13 protein-coding genes are annotated in these 16,286 nt (G+C 68.0%); 5 read left to right on the top strand and 8 right to left on the bottom strand.

The annotated features are described in order from the left end of the window. Positions 1–45: 45 nt before the first annotated feature. Complete coding sequence (locus VKT83_03195) at positions 46–1,428, top strand: phosphomannomutase/phosphoglucomutase (protein ID HLY21454.1); 1,383 nt, start codon at positions 46–48, stop codon at positions 1,426–1,428. Between the two features lie 47 nt (positions 1,429–1,475). Then, on the top strand, positions 1,476–2,954 hold the full coding sequence (locus VKT83_03190) for an LptA/OstA family protein (protein ID HLY21453.1): 1,479 nt from the start codon (positions 1,476–1,478) through the stop codon (positions 2,952–2,954). A gap of 12 nt (positions 2,955–2,966) precedes the next feature. Here VKT83_03190 and VKT83_03185 read toward each other — a convergent pair whose 3' ends face one another. The 6 genes from VKT83_03185 to VKT83_03160 form a co-directional block, all read right to left on the bottom strand. Further along, complete coding sequence (locus VKT83_03185; protein ID HLY21452.1) at positions 2,967–4,844, bottom strand: bifunctional homocysteine S-methyltransferase/methylenetetrahydrofolate reductase; 1,878 nt, start codon at positions 4,842–4,844, stop codon at positions 2,967–2,969. Beyond that, complete coding sequence (locus VKT83_03180) at positions 4,841–5,596, bottom strand: hypothetical protein (GenBank protein ID HLY21451.1); 756 nt, start codon at positions 5,594–5,596, stop codon at positions 4,841–4,843. The genes VKT83_03185 and VKT83_03180 overlap by 4 nt, the downstream gene beginning before the upstream one ends. 77 nt (positions 5,597–5,673) lie before the next feature. Continuing rightward, positions 5,674–7,194, bottom strand: coding sequence for a cobalamin-dependent protein (locus tag VKT83_03175; protein ID HLY21450.1), 1,521 nt, complete (start codon positions 7,192–7,194; stop codon positions 5,674–5,676). Further along, positions 7,194–8,240 (bottom strand): transketolase C-terminal domain-containing protein, encoded by a 1,047-nt coding sequence (locus tag VKT83_03170; protein HLY21449.1) that lies wholly within the window; start codon positions 8,238–8,240, stop codon positions 7,194–7,196. Before VKT83_03170 ends, VKT83_03175 begins: the two co-directional genes overlap by 1 nt. Beyond that, on the bottom strand, positions 8,215–9,219 hold the full coding sequence (locus VKT83_03165) for a thiamine pyrophosphate-dependent dehydrogenase E1 component subunit alpha (protein HLY21448.1): 1,005 nt from the start codon (positions 9,217–9,219) through the stop codon (positions 8,215–8,217). The genes VKT83_03170 and VKT83_03165 overlap by 26 nt, the downstream gene beginning before the upstream one ends. Continuing rightward, positions 9,210–9,911 (bottom strand): glycosyltransferase family 2 protein, encoded by a 702-nt coding sequence (locus VKT83_03160; protein HLY21447.1) that lies wholly within the window; start codon positions 9,909–9,911, stop codon positions 9,210–9,212. The genes VKT83_03165 and VKT83_03160 overlap by 10 nt, the downstream gene beginning before the upstream one ends. A gap of 135 nt (positions 9,912–10,046) precedes the next feature. Here VKT83_03160 and VKT83_03155 point away from each other — a divergent pair, with 135 nt between their 5' ends. Then, positions 10,047–10,988, top strand: a complete 942-nt coding sequence (locus VKT83_03155; protein ID HLY21446.1) for an NAD(P)-dependent oxidoreductase — start codon at positions 10,047–10,049, stop codon at positions 10,986–10,988. 24 nt (positions 10,989–11,012) lie between these two features. On the opposite strand, the gene VKT83_03150 is transcribed toward VKT83_03155, so the two are convergent. Both VKT83_03150 and VKT83_03145 read right to left on the bottom strand, forming a co-directional pair. After that, positions 11,013–12,311, bottom strand: coding sequence for a hypothetical protein (locus VKT83_03150; GenBank protein HLY21445.1), 1,299 nt, complete (start codon positions 12,309–12,311; stop codon positions 11,013–11,015). A 484-nt stretch (positions 12,312–12,795) separates the two neighbouring features. After that, positions 12,796–14,433: a hypothetical protein gene (locus VKT83_03145; GenBank protein ID HLY21444.1), complete on the bottom strand. Its 1,638-nt coding sequence runs from the start codon at positions 14,431–14,433 to the stop codon at positions 12,796–12,798. A gap of 141 nt (positions 14,434–14,574) precedes the next feature. On the opposite strand from VKT83_03145, the gene VKT83_03140 reads away from it, so the two are divergent. Both VKT83_03140 and VKT83_03135 read left to right on the top strand, forming a co-directional pair. Further along, positions 14,575–15,198: an SIS domain-containing protein gene (locus VKT83_03140; GenBank protein ID HLY21443.1), complete on the top strand. Its 624-nt coding sequence runs from the start codon at positions 14,575–14,577 to the stop codon at positions 15,196–15,198. After that, the gene (locus VKT83_03135) at positions 15,195–16,271 is read left to right on the top strand and encodes a kinase (GenBank protein HLY21442.1); all 1,077 of its coding nucleotides are present in this window, start codon (positions 15,195–15,197) and stop codon (positions 16,269–16,271) included. Before VKT83_03140 ends, VKT83_03135 begins: the two co-directional genes overlap by 4 nt. The last annotated feature ends 15 nt before the right edge of the window (positions 16,272–16,286 follow it).

Raw genomic sequence — 16,286 nt, 5'->3', positions numbered from 1 at the left:
CAAGTCAAGTAGGGGGAGCCGCGCGCGAAGACAAAGTCTTTGTACATGCATCCAGCGCCGCACATCTTCCGCGAATACGACATCCGGGGCGTGGTCGGCCGGGACCTGGACGCCGGCGCGGCCGAGAAGATCGCCCGGGCCTTCGGCGTCTACCTGGCCCGCGCCGGCGTCGGGCGCGCCGCCGTCGGCCACGACAACCGCGCCAGCTCGGCCGATCTGTACGCCGCGGTCGTCCGCGGCCTCGGCACCGAAGGGTGCGACACGATCGGCATCGGTCTGGCCGTCACGCCGATGCTCTACTTTGCGCTGCGGCACTTCGAGGTCCAGGGCGGCGTCATGGTCACGGCGAGCCACAACCCGCCGGAGTTCAACGGCTTCAAGCTCTGCCTCGGCCCGGGGACCCTCTACGGCGCGCAGATCCAGGAGGTCCGCGCCCTCGCCGAGGGCATCGCCGGCAGGGCGCCGGCCGGCAGAGCCGGGACCGCCGAACAGCGTGCCGTCTTCCCGGCGTACCGGCAGATGCTGTTCGAGCGCATCGTGCTGGGGCCGCGCCGGCTTCGCGTCGTCCTCGACTGCGGGAACGGCACCGCGGGCGCGTTCGCCCCCGACATCTTCCGCGGCTGGGGCTGCGAGGTGGTGCCGCTCTACTGCGAGCCGGACCCCTCGTTTCCGCATCATCACCCGGATCCGGTCGCGCCCGAGAACCTCACGGACCTCATCCGCGCCGTGCGCGAGCACCACGCCGACGTCGGCATCGGACTGGACGGCGACGGCGATCGCATCGGCGTGGTGGACGACGGCGGCTCGATCTTGTGGGGCGATCTTCTGATGGCGCTGTTCTGGCGCGAGGTGCTGGCCGCGCATCCGGGCGCCGTGGCGCTGGTGGAAGTCAAGTGCTCGCAGGCGTTGATCGACGAGATCCGGCGGCTCGGCGGCCGGCCCGAGTTTACGCGCACGGGCCACTCGCTCATCAAGGCCCGCATGCGCGAGGTCGGCGCGGTGTTCGCCGGGGAGATGTCCGGGCACATGTTCTTTGCCGACGAATACTACGGCTACGACGACGCCCTCTACGCGGCCGGCCGCCTCTTGAGGATGCTCGCGCGCGCCGGCCGGCCGCTGTCGTCGCTCGCCGCGGAAATCCCGCGCTACTACGCGACCCCGGAGACCCGTGTCGCGTGTCCGGACGACCGGAAGTTCGAGGTCGTCGACGCGCTGACGCGCGAGTTCCGCTCGAAGTACAAGGTCATCGACGTGGACGGGGCCCGGATCGTGTTTCCGGACGGCTGGGCGCTCGTCCGGGCCAGCAACACCCAGCCGGTCCTCGTCGTGCGCGCCGAAGGCACGACCCCCGAGGCGCTCGCGCGGGCGAAAGGCGTCTTGGCAGAGGCGCTGCGGCGGCATCCTGAGGTCGCTCCGGTCTCGTGGTAGGCCGCCGGTTTCTGCGCGACGTCGCAGCCTTGGTGACGTGTGCCGCGATGGTCCTGTCGCTGGGCTCGCCCGGCCTGGCGCAGCAGAGCCCCGCCGCGCCGGATCAGGGACCCGTTACGCTGACGGCGGATCACATCGAGTACGACAGCCAAACCGGGAACGTCGTCGCCGACGGACACGTCGTTGCGACGCGCGGCGACTCCACGATCAACGCGGACCACCTCACCGGAAACCTCAAGACCGGCGAAGTCCTGGCGTCGGGGCACGTGGTCTTGACTCAGCCTCGGAAGACGGCGACCGGCGACCAGCTTAAGTACAACTACCGCACCAAGGCCGGCCAGATGACCCGGGCGGTCGCGAAATACCCTCCCTGGACCGTGACCGGCCAAACCATGTCGACCACGTCCGGCCGGGGCACCGCCCTCTCGGCGTCCGCGACGCCCTGCGATCCCCGCCGGCCGGCCTTCCGCGTCGCCGCGCGCCGAGTCTTCATCGTGTTCGACAATTATCTGAAAGCGTACGACGCGGTGATCTACATCTACGGCGTGCCGGTGATGTACGTGCCGGTGTACACTGTCTCGCTCCGACCCGGCCGCGGCAACGCCGGTCCCACCCTCGGGTACGACAACTTCAACGGGTTCTGGGCCGAGTACACGCAGTACATTCCGATCGGCGACTGGACCGGGCAGGTCCGCGTCCGCGATGCCACGCGATCCGGAGTGTCGGGCGAGGGGATCTTCTTCCGGCAGTTCCCCGACTATCTCGTCAACTTCCACCTCGGCCGGGCCGTGTCGTTCGACCAAAACGGCAACCAGTTCAACCTCGATCAGAACACGGTCGACGTCACGGGCAATTACTGGCGGCTTCCCTGGCTGCCGCTGTCGGTGCAGGGCATTGTGCAAACCGGCACCTTCTACGAGAGTGAGAGCGGCGTGGGCGCCTCGCGCACCGAAGAGATCGTAAACATCATGAGCGATACGTTCAAGCTCGCCCCGCAACTCTACGTCTCCGCCGCCGGGTACCTGCGGTGGGATTCGTACGGCACGGGGCAGAACCGCCAGGTCACCTCGGCGCAGGCGGCGATAACGCGGACGCTCACGTCGGCCAGTTCGACCACCCTGGCCTACAACTTCGCCACGGTCATCGGAGCCAGCCCGTTCCTGTTCGACGGGGTCGGAACGGACAGCTCGCTCGCGCTCAGCTACAGCTACTACCCGGGCGGCCTGCTGGCGAATGCCACGATCAGCGACACCTATGACTTTCTGTCGCGGCAGACGACGTACGGACTGTACGCAAGTTTCAACGTTAGCCCGTCGATCCAGGTCGGCACCAACGTCCAGTACAACTACACGCTGCGGCAGCTCAACGAAATCGACTACGTCGTGAACCTGACCTGCGACTGCCTGTCGCTGGGTGTGCTCTATCAGACCTTTCCGTATTCGCCGCAGACCAACCGATGGTACGTCACGATGGGGATCAATACGCTGCCCGGCATCGCCACCACGCTGAGGTTCGGCGCGCCCTAGGGGCGCAGGACGTCAGCGCCGCGCCCGGCCCGCCGCCGTTCCGACGCGCGCGCGGATCTCCCGCACGAGGGCCGCGCACACCTCGTACCGCCCGAAGGACGGCATGAGGTAGGCGCCGTCGATCCGATCGACCAGGCCCGCCAGCAGCTCGCGGGCGAGTCCGAACCCTTCGTCCCGTCCCGCGCTGCCGGCGAGGTGCATCCGATCGCGGACCCAGTCCGGGATCGTGATGCCCGGCACCTCGTTATGCAGGAATTCGGCGTGGCGGAAGCTCTGCAGCGGCAGGACGCCGACCAGCACCGGGACGGGCAGCCGGCCGACCCGCCGCTCGAACGCGTCGAGCGTCTCCGGCTCGTAGATCGGCTGCGTCATGAAAAAGTCCACGCCCGACTCGAGCTTGCGCTCCATCTTCGGCAGCTCGCGGTCGAGCGTCGCCGTCGTCATGTCGAGCGCCCCGCCGATCAAAAACCGCGCCGGGTGTCCGATCGACTTGCCGGCGAGGTCCAGTCCCTCGTTGAAACGCTTGATGATCCGCATGAGTCCGGCGCTGTCCACGTCGTAGACGGCCGTCACGTTGGGATAGTCGCCGCGCGGCGGCTCCCCGGTGAGCGCGAGCACGTTGCGCACGCCCATCGCGTGCGCCCCGATCAGGTCGGCCTGCAGGCCGACCACGTTGCGGTCCCGGGTCGTGAAGTGGATGATCGTCTCGATCCCGACGTGCTGCTGGATCAGGTAGCACATCGCGAGCGCGCTCATCCGCACCCGCCCGATCGGGCTGTCGCCGACGTCGATCACGTCCGCGCCGGCCTCTTTGAGCAGCCGCGCGCCCTCGAGGTCCTTGGTCGCGTCGAGCCCTTTCGGAGGATCGACCTCGACGCTGATGACGAACGACCGGTGCAGCTGTTGCGCCAGTTCGCTCGGCGCGCCGACGGCCGGCAGGGTCTCGTCGCGCGCGGCCGCGGGAACGGCTTCACGGACGGCCGGTTCCGGCGCCGCGCCGGTCTCGGCGATCGCCCGGCGGATCGCCGCGATGTGCTCGGGCGTCGTGCCGCAGCAGCCGCCGACGAGGCGGGCGCCCGCGTCGACCATCTTCTTCGCGTACGTCGCCATGTGCTCCGGCGACGAGAGATAGAGATAGCGGCCCTCGACGAGCGTGGGGAATCCGGCGTTCGGCTGCGCGGACAGCGGCACGCGCGCGACCGCCGCCATCTGCTGGATGACGTCCAGCATCGGCACGGGCCCGACGCTGCAGTTGGCGCCCACGAGATCGACGCCGACGCCTTCGAGCGCCGCGACGACCTCCGCCGGGCTGTGGCCGTACCGCGTCCGGCCGTCCTCCGTGAACGTCATCTGCGCGACGAGCGGGAGGTCGCAGGCCTCGCGCGCGGCCGACACCGCCTCGAGCAGTTCGCTCAGGTTGGCGAACGTCTCGAGGATGAGGATGTCCACCCCGCCCTCGACGAGGCCGTCGATCTGAGCCCGGAAGGCGCTCCGCGCCTCGGCGGGCGTGACCCGGCCGAACGGCGCCATCGGCCGGCCGAGGGGGCCCATCGACCCGGCGATGAAGAACGCGCGGCCGAAGATGTCCCGGGCTTCCTTCGCGATCTTGGCGCCCTGGCGGTTGACCTCGCGGACGCGATCGGCCAGCCCGTGCTGGGACAACTTGAAGGTATTGGCGCCGAACGTGTTGGTCTCGATGACCTCGGCGCCGGCCCGTAGATAGTCGAGGTGGATGTTCAGGACTCGTTCGCGGTCGGTGAGGTTGAGCGCGTCGAAGCAGTGATCAAACGGCACGCCTCTCGCGTAGAGCAGCGTGCCCATCGCGCCGTCGCACACGAGCGGTCCGCGCGCGAGCCGGGCGCGGAACGGGTGGACGGCGTCCGTCGTCACGGGGCGAGTTGGAGAGGCGGTCCCCCGCAGGCGTTGCAGGGCTGCGCGAAGTCGCGCTGACTGCTGAGCACGAAGCCCTCCGGCGTCTGCTTGAACGTGCGGATCTTGAACTGCACCGGCCACGTCCGGAAGTCGACGACCGGGTTGATCTGCCGCTCGAGATTCGCCGCGAGGATGTACGGCACGGGGATGGAGTTCACTGAGAGCGCCTGGATGTGAAAGAACACCTCGGGATCGCCGTACACCTGGAAGACCCCCTGCATCCGGACGCGCGTGGGAATCCCGTTGTAGACGACCGTGGCAGCGCCCGTGATCGCCTCGGCGTTGACGCCGAGCTGCACGTCCCTCACCGCCGCCTGCCGGTTCAGGAAGTCCTGGACGGCCGCGAGCGACAGCTTCCCGTAGATCGCGTTGTCGCGGATGTCCGTGACCTTGAGATTCCCCCGCCGCAGCTCCGCCGGATCGAAGGACACGCCGACGAGTCGGATCCACAGCTCGTCGATGAGCATGCCCTTGATGAAGACGTGGCGGCCGTAGACGCTGACGCGCGCGTAGCCGCCGTCGTAGATATCGGGCACCGCTTCCATGTGGATCACCGGCGGATCGCCGAGGAGGTGCGCGAACAGCGTCCGGAGCTCCGCGGTGGACGTCGTCTGCTGCGTCTGCTGCGTTTGCGCCCCGGCCGGCACGAGCAGACCGCCGACGCAGGCGGCAACGGCGAGGAGTGCGAGAAAGCGGACCGGACGAGCCATCAAACCCTCCCGCGGCCCATCGGCCGACCACCGCCCCGGCGCCGCGTGCTTACTATAACACGCCGGGGCGTTCGCCGTCAGGCCCGCAGCGCGCTGCGCGTCAGCCTCCGGGACGCCATCGCGCGGACGTGCTCCGCGGTCGGGCGGCCGAACTTTTGCTCCACCATCGCGAGGTACCGGCCGTCGCTGAAGTAGACCTGAAAGGCATGGTCCCGGAAACGCAGGACTTCGGCCCCCGAGAGATACTTCGTCGGCAGCGGCAGCGTGTTCTCGGCGTGCTGCGAGTAGCCGGACCACGCCGGCGGAAGCGGCCAGCCGTTCTGGACGGCGATCTCGTACAGCCTCGACCCCGGATAGGCCATCGCGGAGTAGAAGTTGGCGAACTCGCAGTTCAGCGACTGGGCGAGGTCGAGGGTCTCCTGCATCGAGGCCACGTCGTCCTCCGGCAGACCGAAGATGTAGTTGCCGAGGACGTTGATGCCGCCGGCGCGCAGCCGCTCGACCGTCGCGAAGATCTCCTGCTGCGGAAACGCCTTGTCGACGTCCGTGCGGACGCGCTCGCTCGCCGCCTCGATCCCGAGCACCAGCCAGTTGAAGCCGGCCCGCTTCAATTTCTCCACGGTGCCCTCGCCGCGCACCGTGTCCACGCGGGCGTAGGCCCAGATGTTCAGACCGTAGTTGCGCTCGATCAAGAGGTCGCAGATGCCGTGAACGTGCCGCACGTTGAGCACGAACATCTCGTCCGCGAACTTGATGTTCCGCACGCCGTAGGTGTTGACCAGCGTGTCGATCTGCGCGACCGTCGCCTTGGGGTCCCAGAAGCGGTAGCTGTTCACCGCCTCCTTGTACCCGAGTACCTGCTCGCCGCTCTTAAACGGCGCCTGAATGCAGCAGAAGCTGCAGTGGTAGGGACAGCCGAGCGTGGTGTAGATCGCCGCGTACGGCTGCCGCTCGAGATGCCCGAAGCAGTGCCAGTTGTGGGCGCGGTACGCCGTCATCGGCAGCAGGTCCCAGGCGAGGCCGGGCATCTCCTCGTCGACGTTCGTCACGAGCGGCGCCGGCGGCGTCGCGCGGGGCGCGCCGCCGTCCCAGTACCACAGGCCCCGCACCTTGGACAGGTCCGGGTGGCCGTGCGCCAGCGCCTCCAGAAGATCGACGAGCGTGTGCGGCCCTTCGCCGCCGCAGACGAAGTCGCAGCGCTCCTCGCGCAGGGTGCGCTCCGGCAGCGCCGCCACGTGCCCGCCCACCAGAAGGACCTTGAGGTCCGGCGCGAGGTCCTTCACCGCCCGGCAGACCGCGCCCGCGGCCGTCATGTTCTGGGTCGACGCGGACGGCTGGTGCCCGTAGACCACGACCGCCACGAGCCGCGGCGCCATCTCCGCCACGCGCTGCGCGGTCGCCTCCGCCCCCAGCTCCTCGGCGTGGCTGTCGATGACCTCGACCGAAAACCCGCGCCGCCGGGCGAACGTGGCCATCAGCCCAACCCACACCGGCGGCTCGACCGCGCTCAGGTTCTCGCCGAGCGCCTGATAGATCTGTCGGCGGTCGCCGGGGTTGACCAGCACAAGATCCACCTGTCCCCGCTTGTGCGCCGGCATCAGAACGGCCCCCGGAACGCCGCGATCTCCGGCGCCTCAACGGCCGGCGGCGTCCACGCGTCCTGTCCGCCGCGCACCAAGCGATAGGCCTGCGCCGCGATCTGGTGCGGCGTCGGATAGAAGAGGTTTTGCAGGTTCTGGGTCGTCGGGCAGCTGACCGGCGCGTACCCCATGCGCTGGACCTGCACGGGCCGCGTCCCCGCGAGCCGCTCGGCCACCTGCGCGAGGATCTCGGCGGTGGCGCCGCAGGCCGTCCACGCGGTGTCCACTACGATGAGCCGCCCCGTCTTCCCGACCGACTCCACGATCGTGTCTATGTCGAGCGGCGCGAGCGACACCGGGTCGATCACCTCGGCGCTGATGCCGGCCGATTCCAGCGTCTTCTGCGCCCGCAGGCACTCGAGCGCCATGTACGAGATGCCGACCAGCGTCACGTCGGAACCGCGGACCATCACGCGCGCCTTTCCGAACGGCACGGAGTAGTCGCCCTCCGGCACGGGGCCTTTCTGCGAATGCAGCATCCGGTGCTCGACGAAGATCACCGGATTGTCGTCGCGGATGCTCTCGATGAGCAGCCCCTTCGCGTCGTGCGGCGAGCTCGGCGCGGCGACCTTCAGGCCGGGCACGTGCATGAACAGGCCGTGGAGGCCCTGCGAGTGCGTCGGCCCCTGCCCCCAGCTGCGGCCGATCGTCGCCCGCACCACGATCGGCACCCGCAGCGCGCCGGCGGACATGTAGCGGGTCTTGGCCGCGACGTTGACCAGGGCGTTCATCGCGACGAGCAGGTAGTCGAATCTGGCGTGGACGTGGATGGGGCGCATCCCGGCCAGCGCCGCGCCGACGGCGACGCCGGTCAGCGCCTCCTCCGACAGCGGCGTGTCGGACACCCGGTCGGGACCGAAGCGCTCGAGCAGGCCCTTCGTCGTCCCGAAGATCGCTTTATGGTCGTCGACGCCGAGACCGAACAGGAGGACGGAGGGATCCCGCTCCATCTCGAGCCACGTGGCTTCGCGAATCGCTTCAGCGTAGGTGAGCAGCCGCTCCATGTCGCCCGTCCGTAAACACGTCGGTGTAGAGTTCTTCGGCCTCGGGGAACGGACTCCGTTCCGCGAACTCGAAGGCCTCGCGAATTTCGCCGAGCACGTCCTCTTCGATTGCCTCGCGCTCCGCCGGCGGCACCATCCCGGCGAGGCGAGCGACCTGGTCGCTCGCGAACCACGGCTCCGCCTCGCTCCGCGACCGGTAGCCGATGTCGAAATCTTCGTTCGGGCCGACGTGTTCGCGCCAGCGGTACGTCAGGCACTCCAGGAAGCGCGGCCCCGGCCGGCCGGCGCGCAGATCGGCCACCGCGGCGCGCGTCCACTCGTAGATTTTGAACACGTCCATGTCCTCGATCCGTTCGGCGGGGACGCCGTAGGCGCGCGCGCGCTCGTAGACGTTCGACACCGGCTGCCGCGCGCCGAGGCGGCTGTGGATCGCGAGGTTGTTGTTTTCGCAGATGTAGAGCACCGGCACGTGCTTGAGCGCGGCGAAATTCAGGCTCTCGAAGACGGAGCCTTCCTCCCACGCGCCGTCTCCCGAGAAGCTGACGGCGACGTCGTCCTTTCCCTGGAGCTTCAGCGCCCACGCGTAGCCCACGGCCTGCGGCTCGATCGTGCCGATGATCGCGCCCGTGCTCATAATGCCGGCCGCGGCGTCGATCAGGTGCATCGAGCCGCCCTTGCCCTTCGCGCAGCCAGTCGCCTTGCCGTACAATTCGGCGATCATCTTCTTCAAGTCGCCGCCCTTGGCGAGATACGCGGCGTGCCCCCGGAGGGTGGCGAAGACCACGTCCGTCTTCCGCAGGGCCGCGCAGACGCCGACTGAGACCGCCTCCTGCCCGATCGACAGGTGGATAGGACTCTTGATCTTGTCCGTGGGATAGACCCGCGCGATCTCTTCCTCGACGCGCCGGATCCGAAAGAGCATCCGGTAGAACCGCGAGGTCAGCCCGGCATCCGCCGACGCGCCGCGCGCTACCGCCATGACACCAGCTCGCGTCCGATCTCCAGAATGTATGCAAACCCCCATTTCACGTGCAGCTGCTTGCGCCCGCCGATCCGGCAGGGTTCGTCTCCGGGAATTTCCGCGACCCGGAGCCGCCGCTTCGCCGCCCGAATGCTGAGGAGCGGCTCCCATCCCACGGTGGTCCGCAGGAGGGTTTCTTCAGGCCGGTAGGACCACTCCTTGTCAAGATCCAGTTCCTCGATCAACGCCCGCCGGTAGCCGCGAAACATCACCATAGAATCAGTGTATTTCGCCCGAAAGAGCAGGTTGATCGTGAACGTAAACACGAGGTTGGCGAGGCCCGAGACGAAGTCGTCGTCCTCGCTCTTAGCGCCCCCTGTATAGCGTGACACGATTACCATATCATATCCTTCGCGCAATTTGGCGACGAGCGGCGGAATCGCCTCAGGGACCGAGTTCCCGTCGGGGCTGAATGTGATGACCGCGTCGCCGGTGACGTGGGGCCAGGCGTCGAGGAACGCGAAGCGCAGCCCCCGCCGGCGCTGAGTGACAACCTGATACCCCTGCGCCGTAAGATATTCGACGGTGCCGTCGGTCGAACCGCCGTCGACGATCAGCACCTGGTCGCACCACTCGCGGCGGATGCGGGGCATGATCGCCCGCACGCCCTCGATCTCGTTCAGCGTAGGAACCAGGAGGGTTACTCGCATGACCACCGAATGCTGGACCGATGTCTGCGGCACCCGGCGGCGTCAGCCCGCGGCAAGATCCTGTGCACATTCGTTTCTTCGCGATGCCCGGCCCGGGGGTCCTGTGAACCCGCGCCGCCGACCGGCCGACTGCGCGTGAGCCGCCGATCGGTCCTGGTCACCGGCGGAGCCGGCTATCTCGGCTCGGTGCTGTGCGAGCATCTGCTCGACGCCGGCTGGCAGGTCACCGCGGTCGACAACTTGATGTACCGCCAGCACCCGCTGCTGCACCTCTGCGCGAACCCGTCGTTCGCGTTCGTCCGGGGCGACGTCCGGGACGAGACGGTGATCCGGCCGCTGATCGCCAAAGCCGACGCCCTGGTCCCGCTGGCTGCGATCGTCGGGGCGCCGGCGTGCGACCGGGATCCGCGCCTCGCCGAGTCCGTGAACGTGGAGGCGGTGCGCCTGCTGAACCGCCTCCGCAGCCCCCGCCAGCTCGTCGTGTTCCCGAACACGAACAGCGGATATGGCACGCGGGCGGGGTCGGCGGTCTGCACGGAGGACACACCGCTTGAGCCGATCTCGCTGTACGGACGGACGAAAGCACAGGCGGAAGCCGAGCTGCTGGCCACGCCAAACGCGGTCACTCTCCGGCTGGCCACGGTGTTCGGCACGTCGCCCCGCATGCGGCTCGACCTCCTCGTCAACCACTTCGTCTACGCGGCCGTCACGGACGGCTACATCGTCATCTTCGAGAAGGACTTCCGGCGCAACTACGTGCACATCCGGGACGTCGCCGACTGCTTCGTCTACTGCCTCGAGCACGGCGAGCGCCTGGCGGGCCGATGCTACAACTTCGGCCTCGACGCGGCCAACATGTCGAAAGAGGACCTGGCGCTTAAGGTGAAGGAGCACGTCCCGGATTTGGTCATCCAATTCTCGTCGTTCCGCAGCGACGTCGATCGCCGCGATTACATCGTGTCCAATGCGCGCCTACGAGACTCCGGGTTCGAGGCGCGCCGCTCCCTCGACGACGGCATCGAGGAGCTCCTCAAAGGGTACCGCATGCTGCCGCGGGGCCCCTTCCAAAACGTCTGATCGGAGCCCTCCGGTCGCGTGATCTTACCGCGCGGGCACGTGGAAGGGCTGCGGCCACACCGCGACCTGATACGGTCCAACCTGGGTGAGAGTGTATCCCCCGCCAAAGGTGCGCTCTGCGGCGGGGACGCTGACTCCTGTGCCCTTCTGATCGTCGAAAACGACGAATCTCATCGGCTCCGAATACCACTGGCTCGCGGAGTACGGGATGGGGCCGACCCGGTCCACCGCCCAGGTCCCGAGGGGCCGCACGAGCAGCCGGCCCTCGGATTCGACGGTCAGGACGGCGGCGTCCGAATATTGCGCATATCCGTAACGAAGGTCGTGGTCGACGAGCCACTTTATAAGCTGGGTTCGGGGCGAGACATACGGCGCGTATCGAAGCCAGACGGAAAATGAGGATACCGAGGCGACCGTGAAGACGGTCACAACCCCGCAGAGGACGACCTTCCCCCACCTGCCGGCATCGCGATACATCTCGCCGAACGCCCTGCCCGCGACCGCGCCGCCGTAGGGCAACAGAGCCAGCAGGTACCGGCTGGTTTCGAGACCGGCCGGCAAAATGCTTGCCACGTAGGCGCCGAGGTTCGACACGAATCCCAAAGCAAGCACACCCAGAAGCCAATCCTGCTTCCGTCCCCGCCATGCGGCCGCCACGGAACGCCCGACCGCCCAGAGAACGAAGAGCAGCGCCGCGAGATGCACGAGTACATAGAGCGTCGCCAAGTCGAGGACCGGGCGGCCAAACCAATAGGCGCCGAAGAACCCCACGAGGCCCTGAAGAGCGAGGCGCAGGTTTTGTGAGAAGAACTGATCGAACGGCGCGAAGGTTACCCAGTTGACCGGCTGAAGCACCGTCTCCCCGCCCGTTGTGTGCAGAAGCCAAAGCAGAAACCGCGACAGCATGAACGCGACGATTCCGAACGCGGCGCCGGCGAGGATGCGTTTGTCCCAACGATCCCGAAACACGGCGAGAACGGCGAGCACCAAAACCGGAACGATCACCGTCGCCAGAGCCAGCGCGTCGCTCGTAACAATGGATCCGGCGATGACAACCGCCGCCGCTGCGAAGAGGCCCGTTCGAAGACGACCGGGCGCCCCATCTCCAGGCCCCGTGGAGCCGGCTTTCCAAAAGAGCGCGAGCGACAGCAGGCCACCGGCGGTCGTCAGGGCTTCGAAGGGCGAACCGGTGATGTACGGCACCGCGGATACGGCGGTGTCGACCGCGGGAAGTCCGACGAAGAGAAAGGCGACGGCTCCCGCGATGAGGCCGTCGATGCCCCGCAAAGGTCGCGCCGCGGCCCAGACGCCGCAGGCGACCATCGTCGCCCACGCGAGCCCTGCTACGTATGGCGTTGCTGCGACCGGACCTCGTGCGAGCAGGGTCCCCGCATACACGACCGGCTGAACCGGCCACCATGCGGAATTAACGATCGTCCAACCATGCAGGTTCCAGTTTCCCCGAAGCAAGTCTTGCGCTTCTACGACAAAACTGACGCTGTCCGCGTTGACGAGCCCTTCCCTGTCTGCCGCGGCCCTGTAAAAGGCGCAAAGGGCGAGGAAAACGATCGCAACGAGGACGTACCGCGACAGCCTCGTGTCTACGGCGGACGCCGCCCACCGCCATACGACGCCCCGAAGGGCACGCATCGCAGTAACCATCCATCCTCCCGACGTGCTTCCGCGGCCGTCGACCGCGGCGTCCCGGTTACATGACGCCGCCGATGTCTGCGAGCTCCCACAGGTGCCGCACTTGGTGAATGCAACCCTCCCGCAACGTCATTAAACGCGTCTCACCCGACCGCGTCTACGGTCCGGGAACCTGGATAACATGCCGCCACGCGGCAACCCGGTAAGGTCCGATCGTATCGAGTCCATGATCGGGCCCAAAGGTGCGCTCCGCCGCCAGAACGCTGACTCCCGTCGCGTCCTCGTCGTGGAAAACCACGAACGTCGTCGGTTCGCTGTACCAATGGCGCGCCGAGTACGGGATGGGCCCGACCCGATGATCCGACCACTGTCCAATAGGGCGCACAGTCAGCCGTCCGCCGGATTCCACGGTGAGCGCCGCCGCGTCCGAGTACTGCGCGTATCCGTAACGCAGGTGGTGATCGACGAGCCAGCGGACCACCTTTGTCCGGGGCGACACGTACACCGAATCCTCAAACCATACGGCAAACGACGACAGCGAGGCGGCCGCCAGGAGCACCAACGTGCCGCCGACCATCAGCCGCTTCCGAAGGCCGGCGTCCCGAAGCATCTCACCGAGCACCCGGGCGGCGACGACGGCACCGTACGGCAACACCGCGAGCAGGTACCGGCTCGTGTAGAGGCTGGCGGGCAACGTGCTCGACGCGTAGGCGCCGAGGTTGGCGACGAATCCGAGGGCCAGGACGCCGGTCAACCAGTCGAGCTTCGCCCCGGTGCCCACGGCTAGGAGCGTCCTTCCCACCGCGTAAAGCACAAAGACCAGCGCGGCCAGATGAACCAGCACGTACAGCGTCGCAAGCTCAAGAACCGGGCGCCCAAACCAATACGCCCCGTAGAAGCCGATCAGGCCCTGCAGCGCGAGCGGCAGGTTGCGTGAGAAGAAGCTCTCGAACGGCGCGAACGAGATCCAGTTGACCGGTTGAAGCAGCTGCTCGCCGTGTGTCGCGCTCAACAGCCAGAGCAGACACCGTGAAAGGCCGAGCGCGAGCATGGCGAACGCGGCGCCGGCCGCAGCCCGTCCCCGCCTGCCGCGTCGAAATACGTCGAGCGCCGCGAGCGCCAGGACCGGGACGATGACCGTCGCGACGGCCAGGATGTCCCCCGCCACCGCGCATCCGGCTACGAGCACCGCAGCGCCCGCCCGGAGTCCCGCCCGGACAAGAGTGCCTTCACATTCCTCCGGCCGGCGGAAGACCGCGCGAGTGAACAACACCAGCGACAACAATCCGCCCGCAGTCGTCAGCGCTTCGAACGGCGCGGTAGCGACATGCCCGATGGCGGTGGTAATCGTGTCCACCGCGGGCAGTCCCACCAGCAGAAAAGCGACGGCGCCAGCGATGAATGCGGTCCAGCCGCCAAACGACCGCACGGCGGCCCAGACGGCGCACGCAACGACCGTCGCCCAAGCCAGCGCGGCCGCGGCCTGCGGCGCCCCGACCGGTCCTCGAATCAGCAGCAACGCCGCGTAGACGGAAGGCTGAACCGGCCACCACGCCGAGTTGACAATCGTCCAACCGTGGAGATTCCAGTTGCCGCGAAGCAGGTCTTGCGCTTCGATGACGAAGCTGACGTTGTCCGGATTCCCCAGCCCCTCCCGAAGCGCCCCTGCGTTGTAAACGGCGCACAAAGCGAGGAACGCCGAGGCGGAAAGGACGTACCGGATGAGTCTCGCGCCGGCGTCCGGCGTCGCCCAACGCCGGGCGAAATGCCTAAGCGTGTCGGCCGCGTCGGCCACATATCCCCCCGATCATCGCGGATGGGTTCATTGATGAGATTGCCATTCCTGCCCTGCAGGGGATAATCGGCCGCCGGTCGTAGGAACAGGGTCGAGCAACCACGGCCTATGGTGGCCATGACCCGGAGACGAACGGCGCCGATGCAGACACGTGCGGACACGCGCTCCGAGCGGGCGCGGGCGCACCTCACAACCTCGGCCGAGGTCACGCGGCGGACGGGCGAGGTGTGCCTCGACGCCATCCTGAAGGCCGCCGAGGCGATCGCGAAGGCCCTCCGCGCGGGCGGCAAGGTGCTCCTCTGCGGCAACGGCGGCAGCGCCGCCGACTGTCAGCACCTGGCCGGCGAGTTCATGAACCGCCTCACCAAGGATTTCGACCGGCCGGGGATGGCCGTGCTGGCGCTGACGACCGACACGTCGTTTCTCACCGCCTTCGCCAACGACTCGGGCTTCGACGGGGTCTTCGAGCGCCAGGTCCGGGCGCTCGGCAGGCCGGGCGACGTGCTCATGGGCATCAGCACGAGCGGGAAATCGCGGAACGTGATCCGGGCGGTGGAGGCGGCCAACGGGTTGAAGATGACGACGATCGCCCTGACCGGCCGCGGCGGCCGTCTCGGCGAGGTGGCCTCCGTCGTGATCGCCGTGCCCAGCGCCGACACGCAGCACATCCAGGAGGCCCACCTGTCCATCGAGCACGCGATCTGCGACCTCGTCGAGCGCGGCATCTGGCGCGACGGGCCGGGCGCGCGGGGGGATGTCCGATGATCATCACCCGGACGCCGTTCCGCATCTCCTTCTTTGGAGGCGGCACCGACTACCCCGCGTGGTATCTCCGGAACGGCGGGACGGTGCTGGCGGCGGCGATCGACAAGTACTGCTACCTCTCCTGCCGGTACCTGCCGCCGTTTTTCGAGCATCGATTCCGCGTCGTGTGGTCGAAGATCGAGGTCTGCCAGACGCCCGATGAGATCGAGCACCCGGCCGTGCGCGAAGTGCTGCGGCATCTCCAGTTCGATCGCGGCGTCGAGATCCACCACGACGGCGACCTGCCGGCGCGCAGCGGCATGGGCTCGAGCTCCTCGTTCACGGTGGGACTGCTGCACGCCCTCTACGCGCTGCGGGGGCAGATCCCGAGCAAGCGGCAGCTCGCGCTGGAGAGCATGCACATCGAGCAGGAGCGGCTCAAGGAGACGGTCGGATCGCAGGACCAGGTCCTCGCGGCGTACGGCGGCTTCAACCACGTGACGTTCGCGCAGGACGGCGAGATCTCGGTCAAACCGATGACGCTCAGCGCGGATCTCAGCAGCGCGCTGAACGACCACCTCATGCTGTTCTACACCGGGGTCACGCGGACGGCGTCGGAAGTCGCGGAGAGCTATCTGCAGAACATCGAAAACAACGAGCGGCACATGCGCGCGCTCGGCGAGATGGTGGAAGAAGGGCTCGGGATCCTCAGCGACGGCGGCGACCTGATCCGCTTCGGCCGGCTGCTCCACCGCGCCTGGGAGGCCAAGCGCAGCCTCAGCCCGATCGTCTCGAACTCCGAAGTCGACGACCTCTACAGCCAGGCCCGGGCGGCCGGCGCGATCGGCGGAAAACTCACCGGCGCGGGCGGGGGCGGCTTTCTGCTGCTGTTCGTCGAGCCCCACAACCGCCGGCGGGTTCGGGAGCGGTTGAGCGCGCTGCTCCACGTGCCGTTCAGGTTCGCCGCGTCCGGGAGCCAGGTCATCTTCTTCGAGCCGGAGGAGGACTACGCGGCGCAGGAGCGCGACCGCGCGGGCCGGATGCTGCGTCCGTTCCGGGAGCTCGTCTCCGGCCGGCCGCGTCCCGACGAGTGAGGGCCCGGCCCTGCC

The sequence above is a fragment of the bacterium genome, from assembly GCA_035308905.1.
Classification (GTDB): domain Bacteria; phylum Sysuimicrobiota; class Sysuimicrobiia; order Sysuimicrobiales; family Segetimicrobiaceae; genus DASSJF01.
The sequence above is the reverse complement of the archived record's forward strand: the minus strand, read 5'-3'. Positions and strand labels throughout refer to the sequence as shown.

Coding starts and splice junctions, on each gene's coding strand:
- VKT83_03135 (HLY21442.1), top strand. CDS start 15,195: ATGATCATCACCCGGACGCCGTTCCGCATCTCCTTCTTTGGAGGCGGC.
- VKT83_03190 (HLY21453.1), top strand. CDS start 1,476: ATGGTCCTGTCGCTGGGCTCGCCCGGCCTGGCGCAGCAGAGCCCCGCC.
- VKT83_03150 (HLY21445.1), bottom strand. CDS start 12,311: ATGGTCGCCTGCGGCGTCTGGGCCGCGGCGCGACCTTTGCGGGGCATC.
- VKT83_03165 (HLY21448.1), bottom strand. CDS start 9,219: ATGGCGGTAGCGCGCGGCGCGTCGGCGGATGCCGGGCTGACCTCGCGG.
- VKT83_03195 (HLY21454.1), top strand. CDS start 46: ATGCATCCAGCGCCGCACATCTTCCGCGAATACGACATCCGGGGCGTG.
- VKT83_03160 (HLY21447.1), bottom strand. CDS start 9,911: ATGCGAGTAACCCTCCTGGTTCCTACGCTGAACGAGATCGAGGGCGTG.
- VKT83_03180 (HLY21451.1), bottom strand. CDS start 5,596: ATGGCTCGTCCGGTCCGCTTTCTCGCACTCCTCGCCGTTGCCGCCTGC.
- VKT83_03175 (HLY21450.1), bottom strand. CDS start 7,194: ATGCCGGCGCACAAGCGGGGACAGGTGGATCTTGTGCTGGTCAACCCC.
- VKT83_03170 (HLY21449.1), bottom strand. CDS start 8,240: ATGGAGCGGCTGCTCACCTACGCTGAAGCGATTCGCGAAGCCACGTGG.
- VKT83_03140 (HLY21443.1), top strand. CDS start 14,575: ATGCAGACACGTGCGGACACGCGCTCCGAGCGGGCGCGGGCGCACCTC.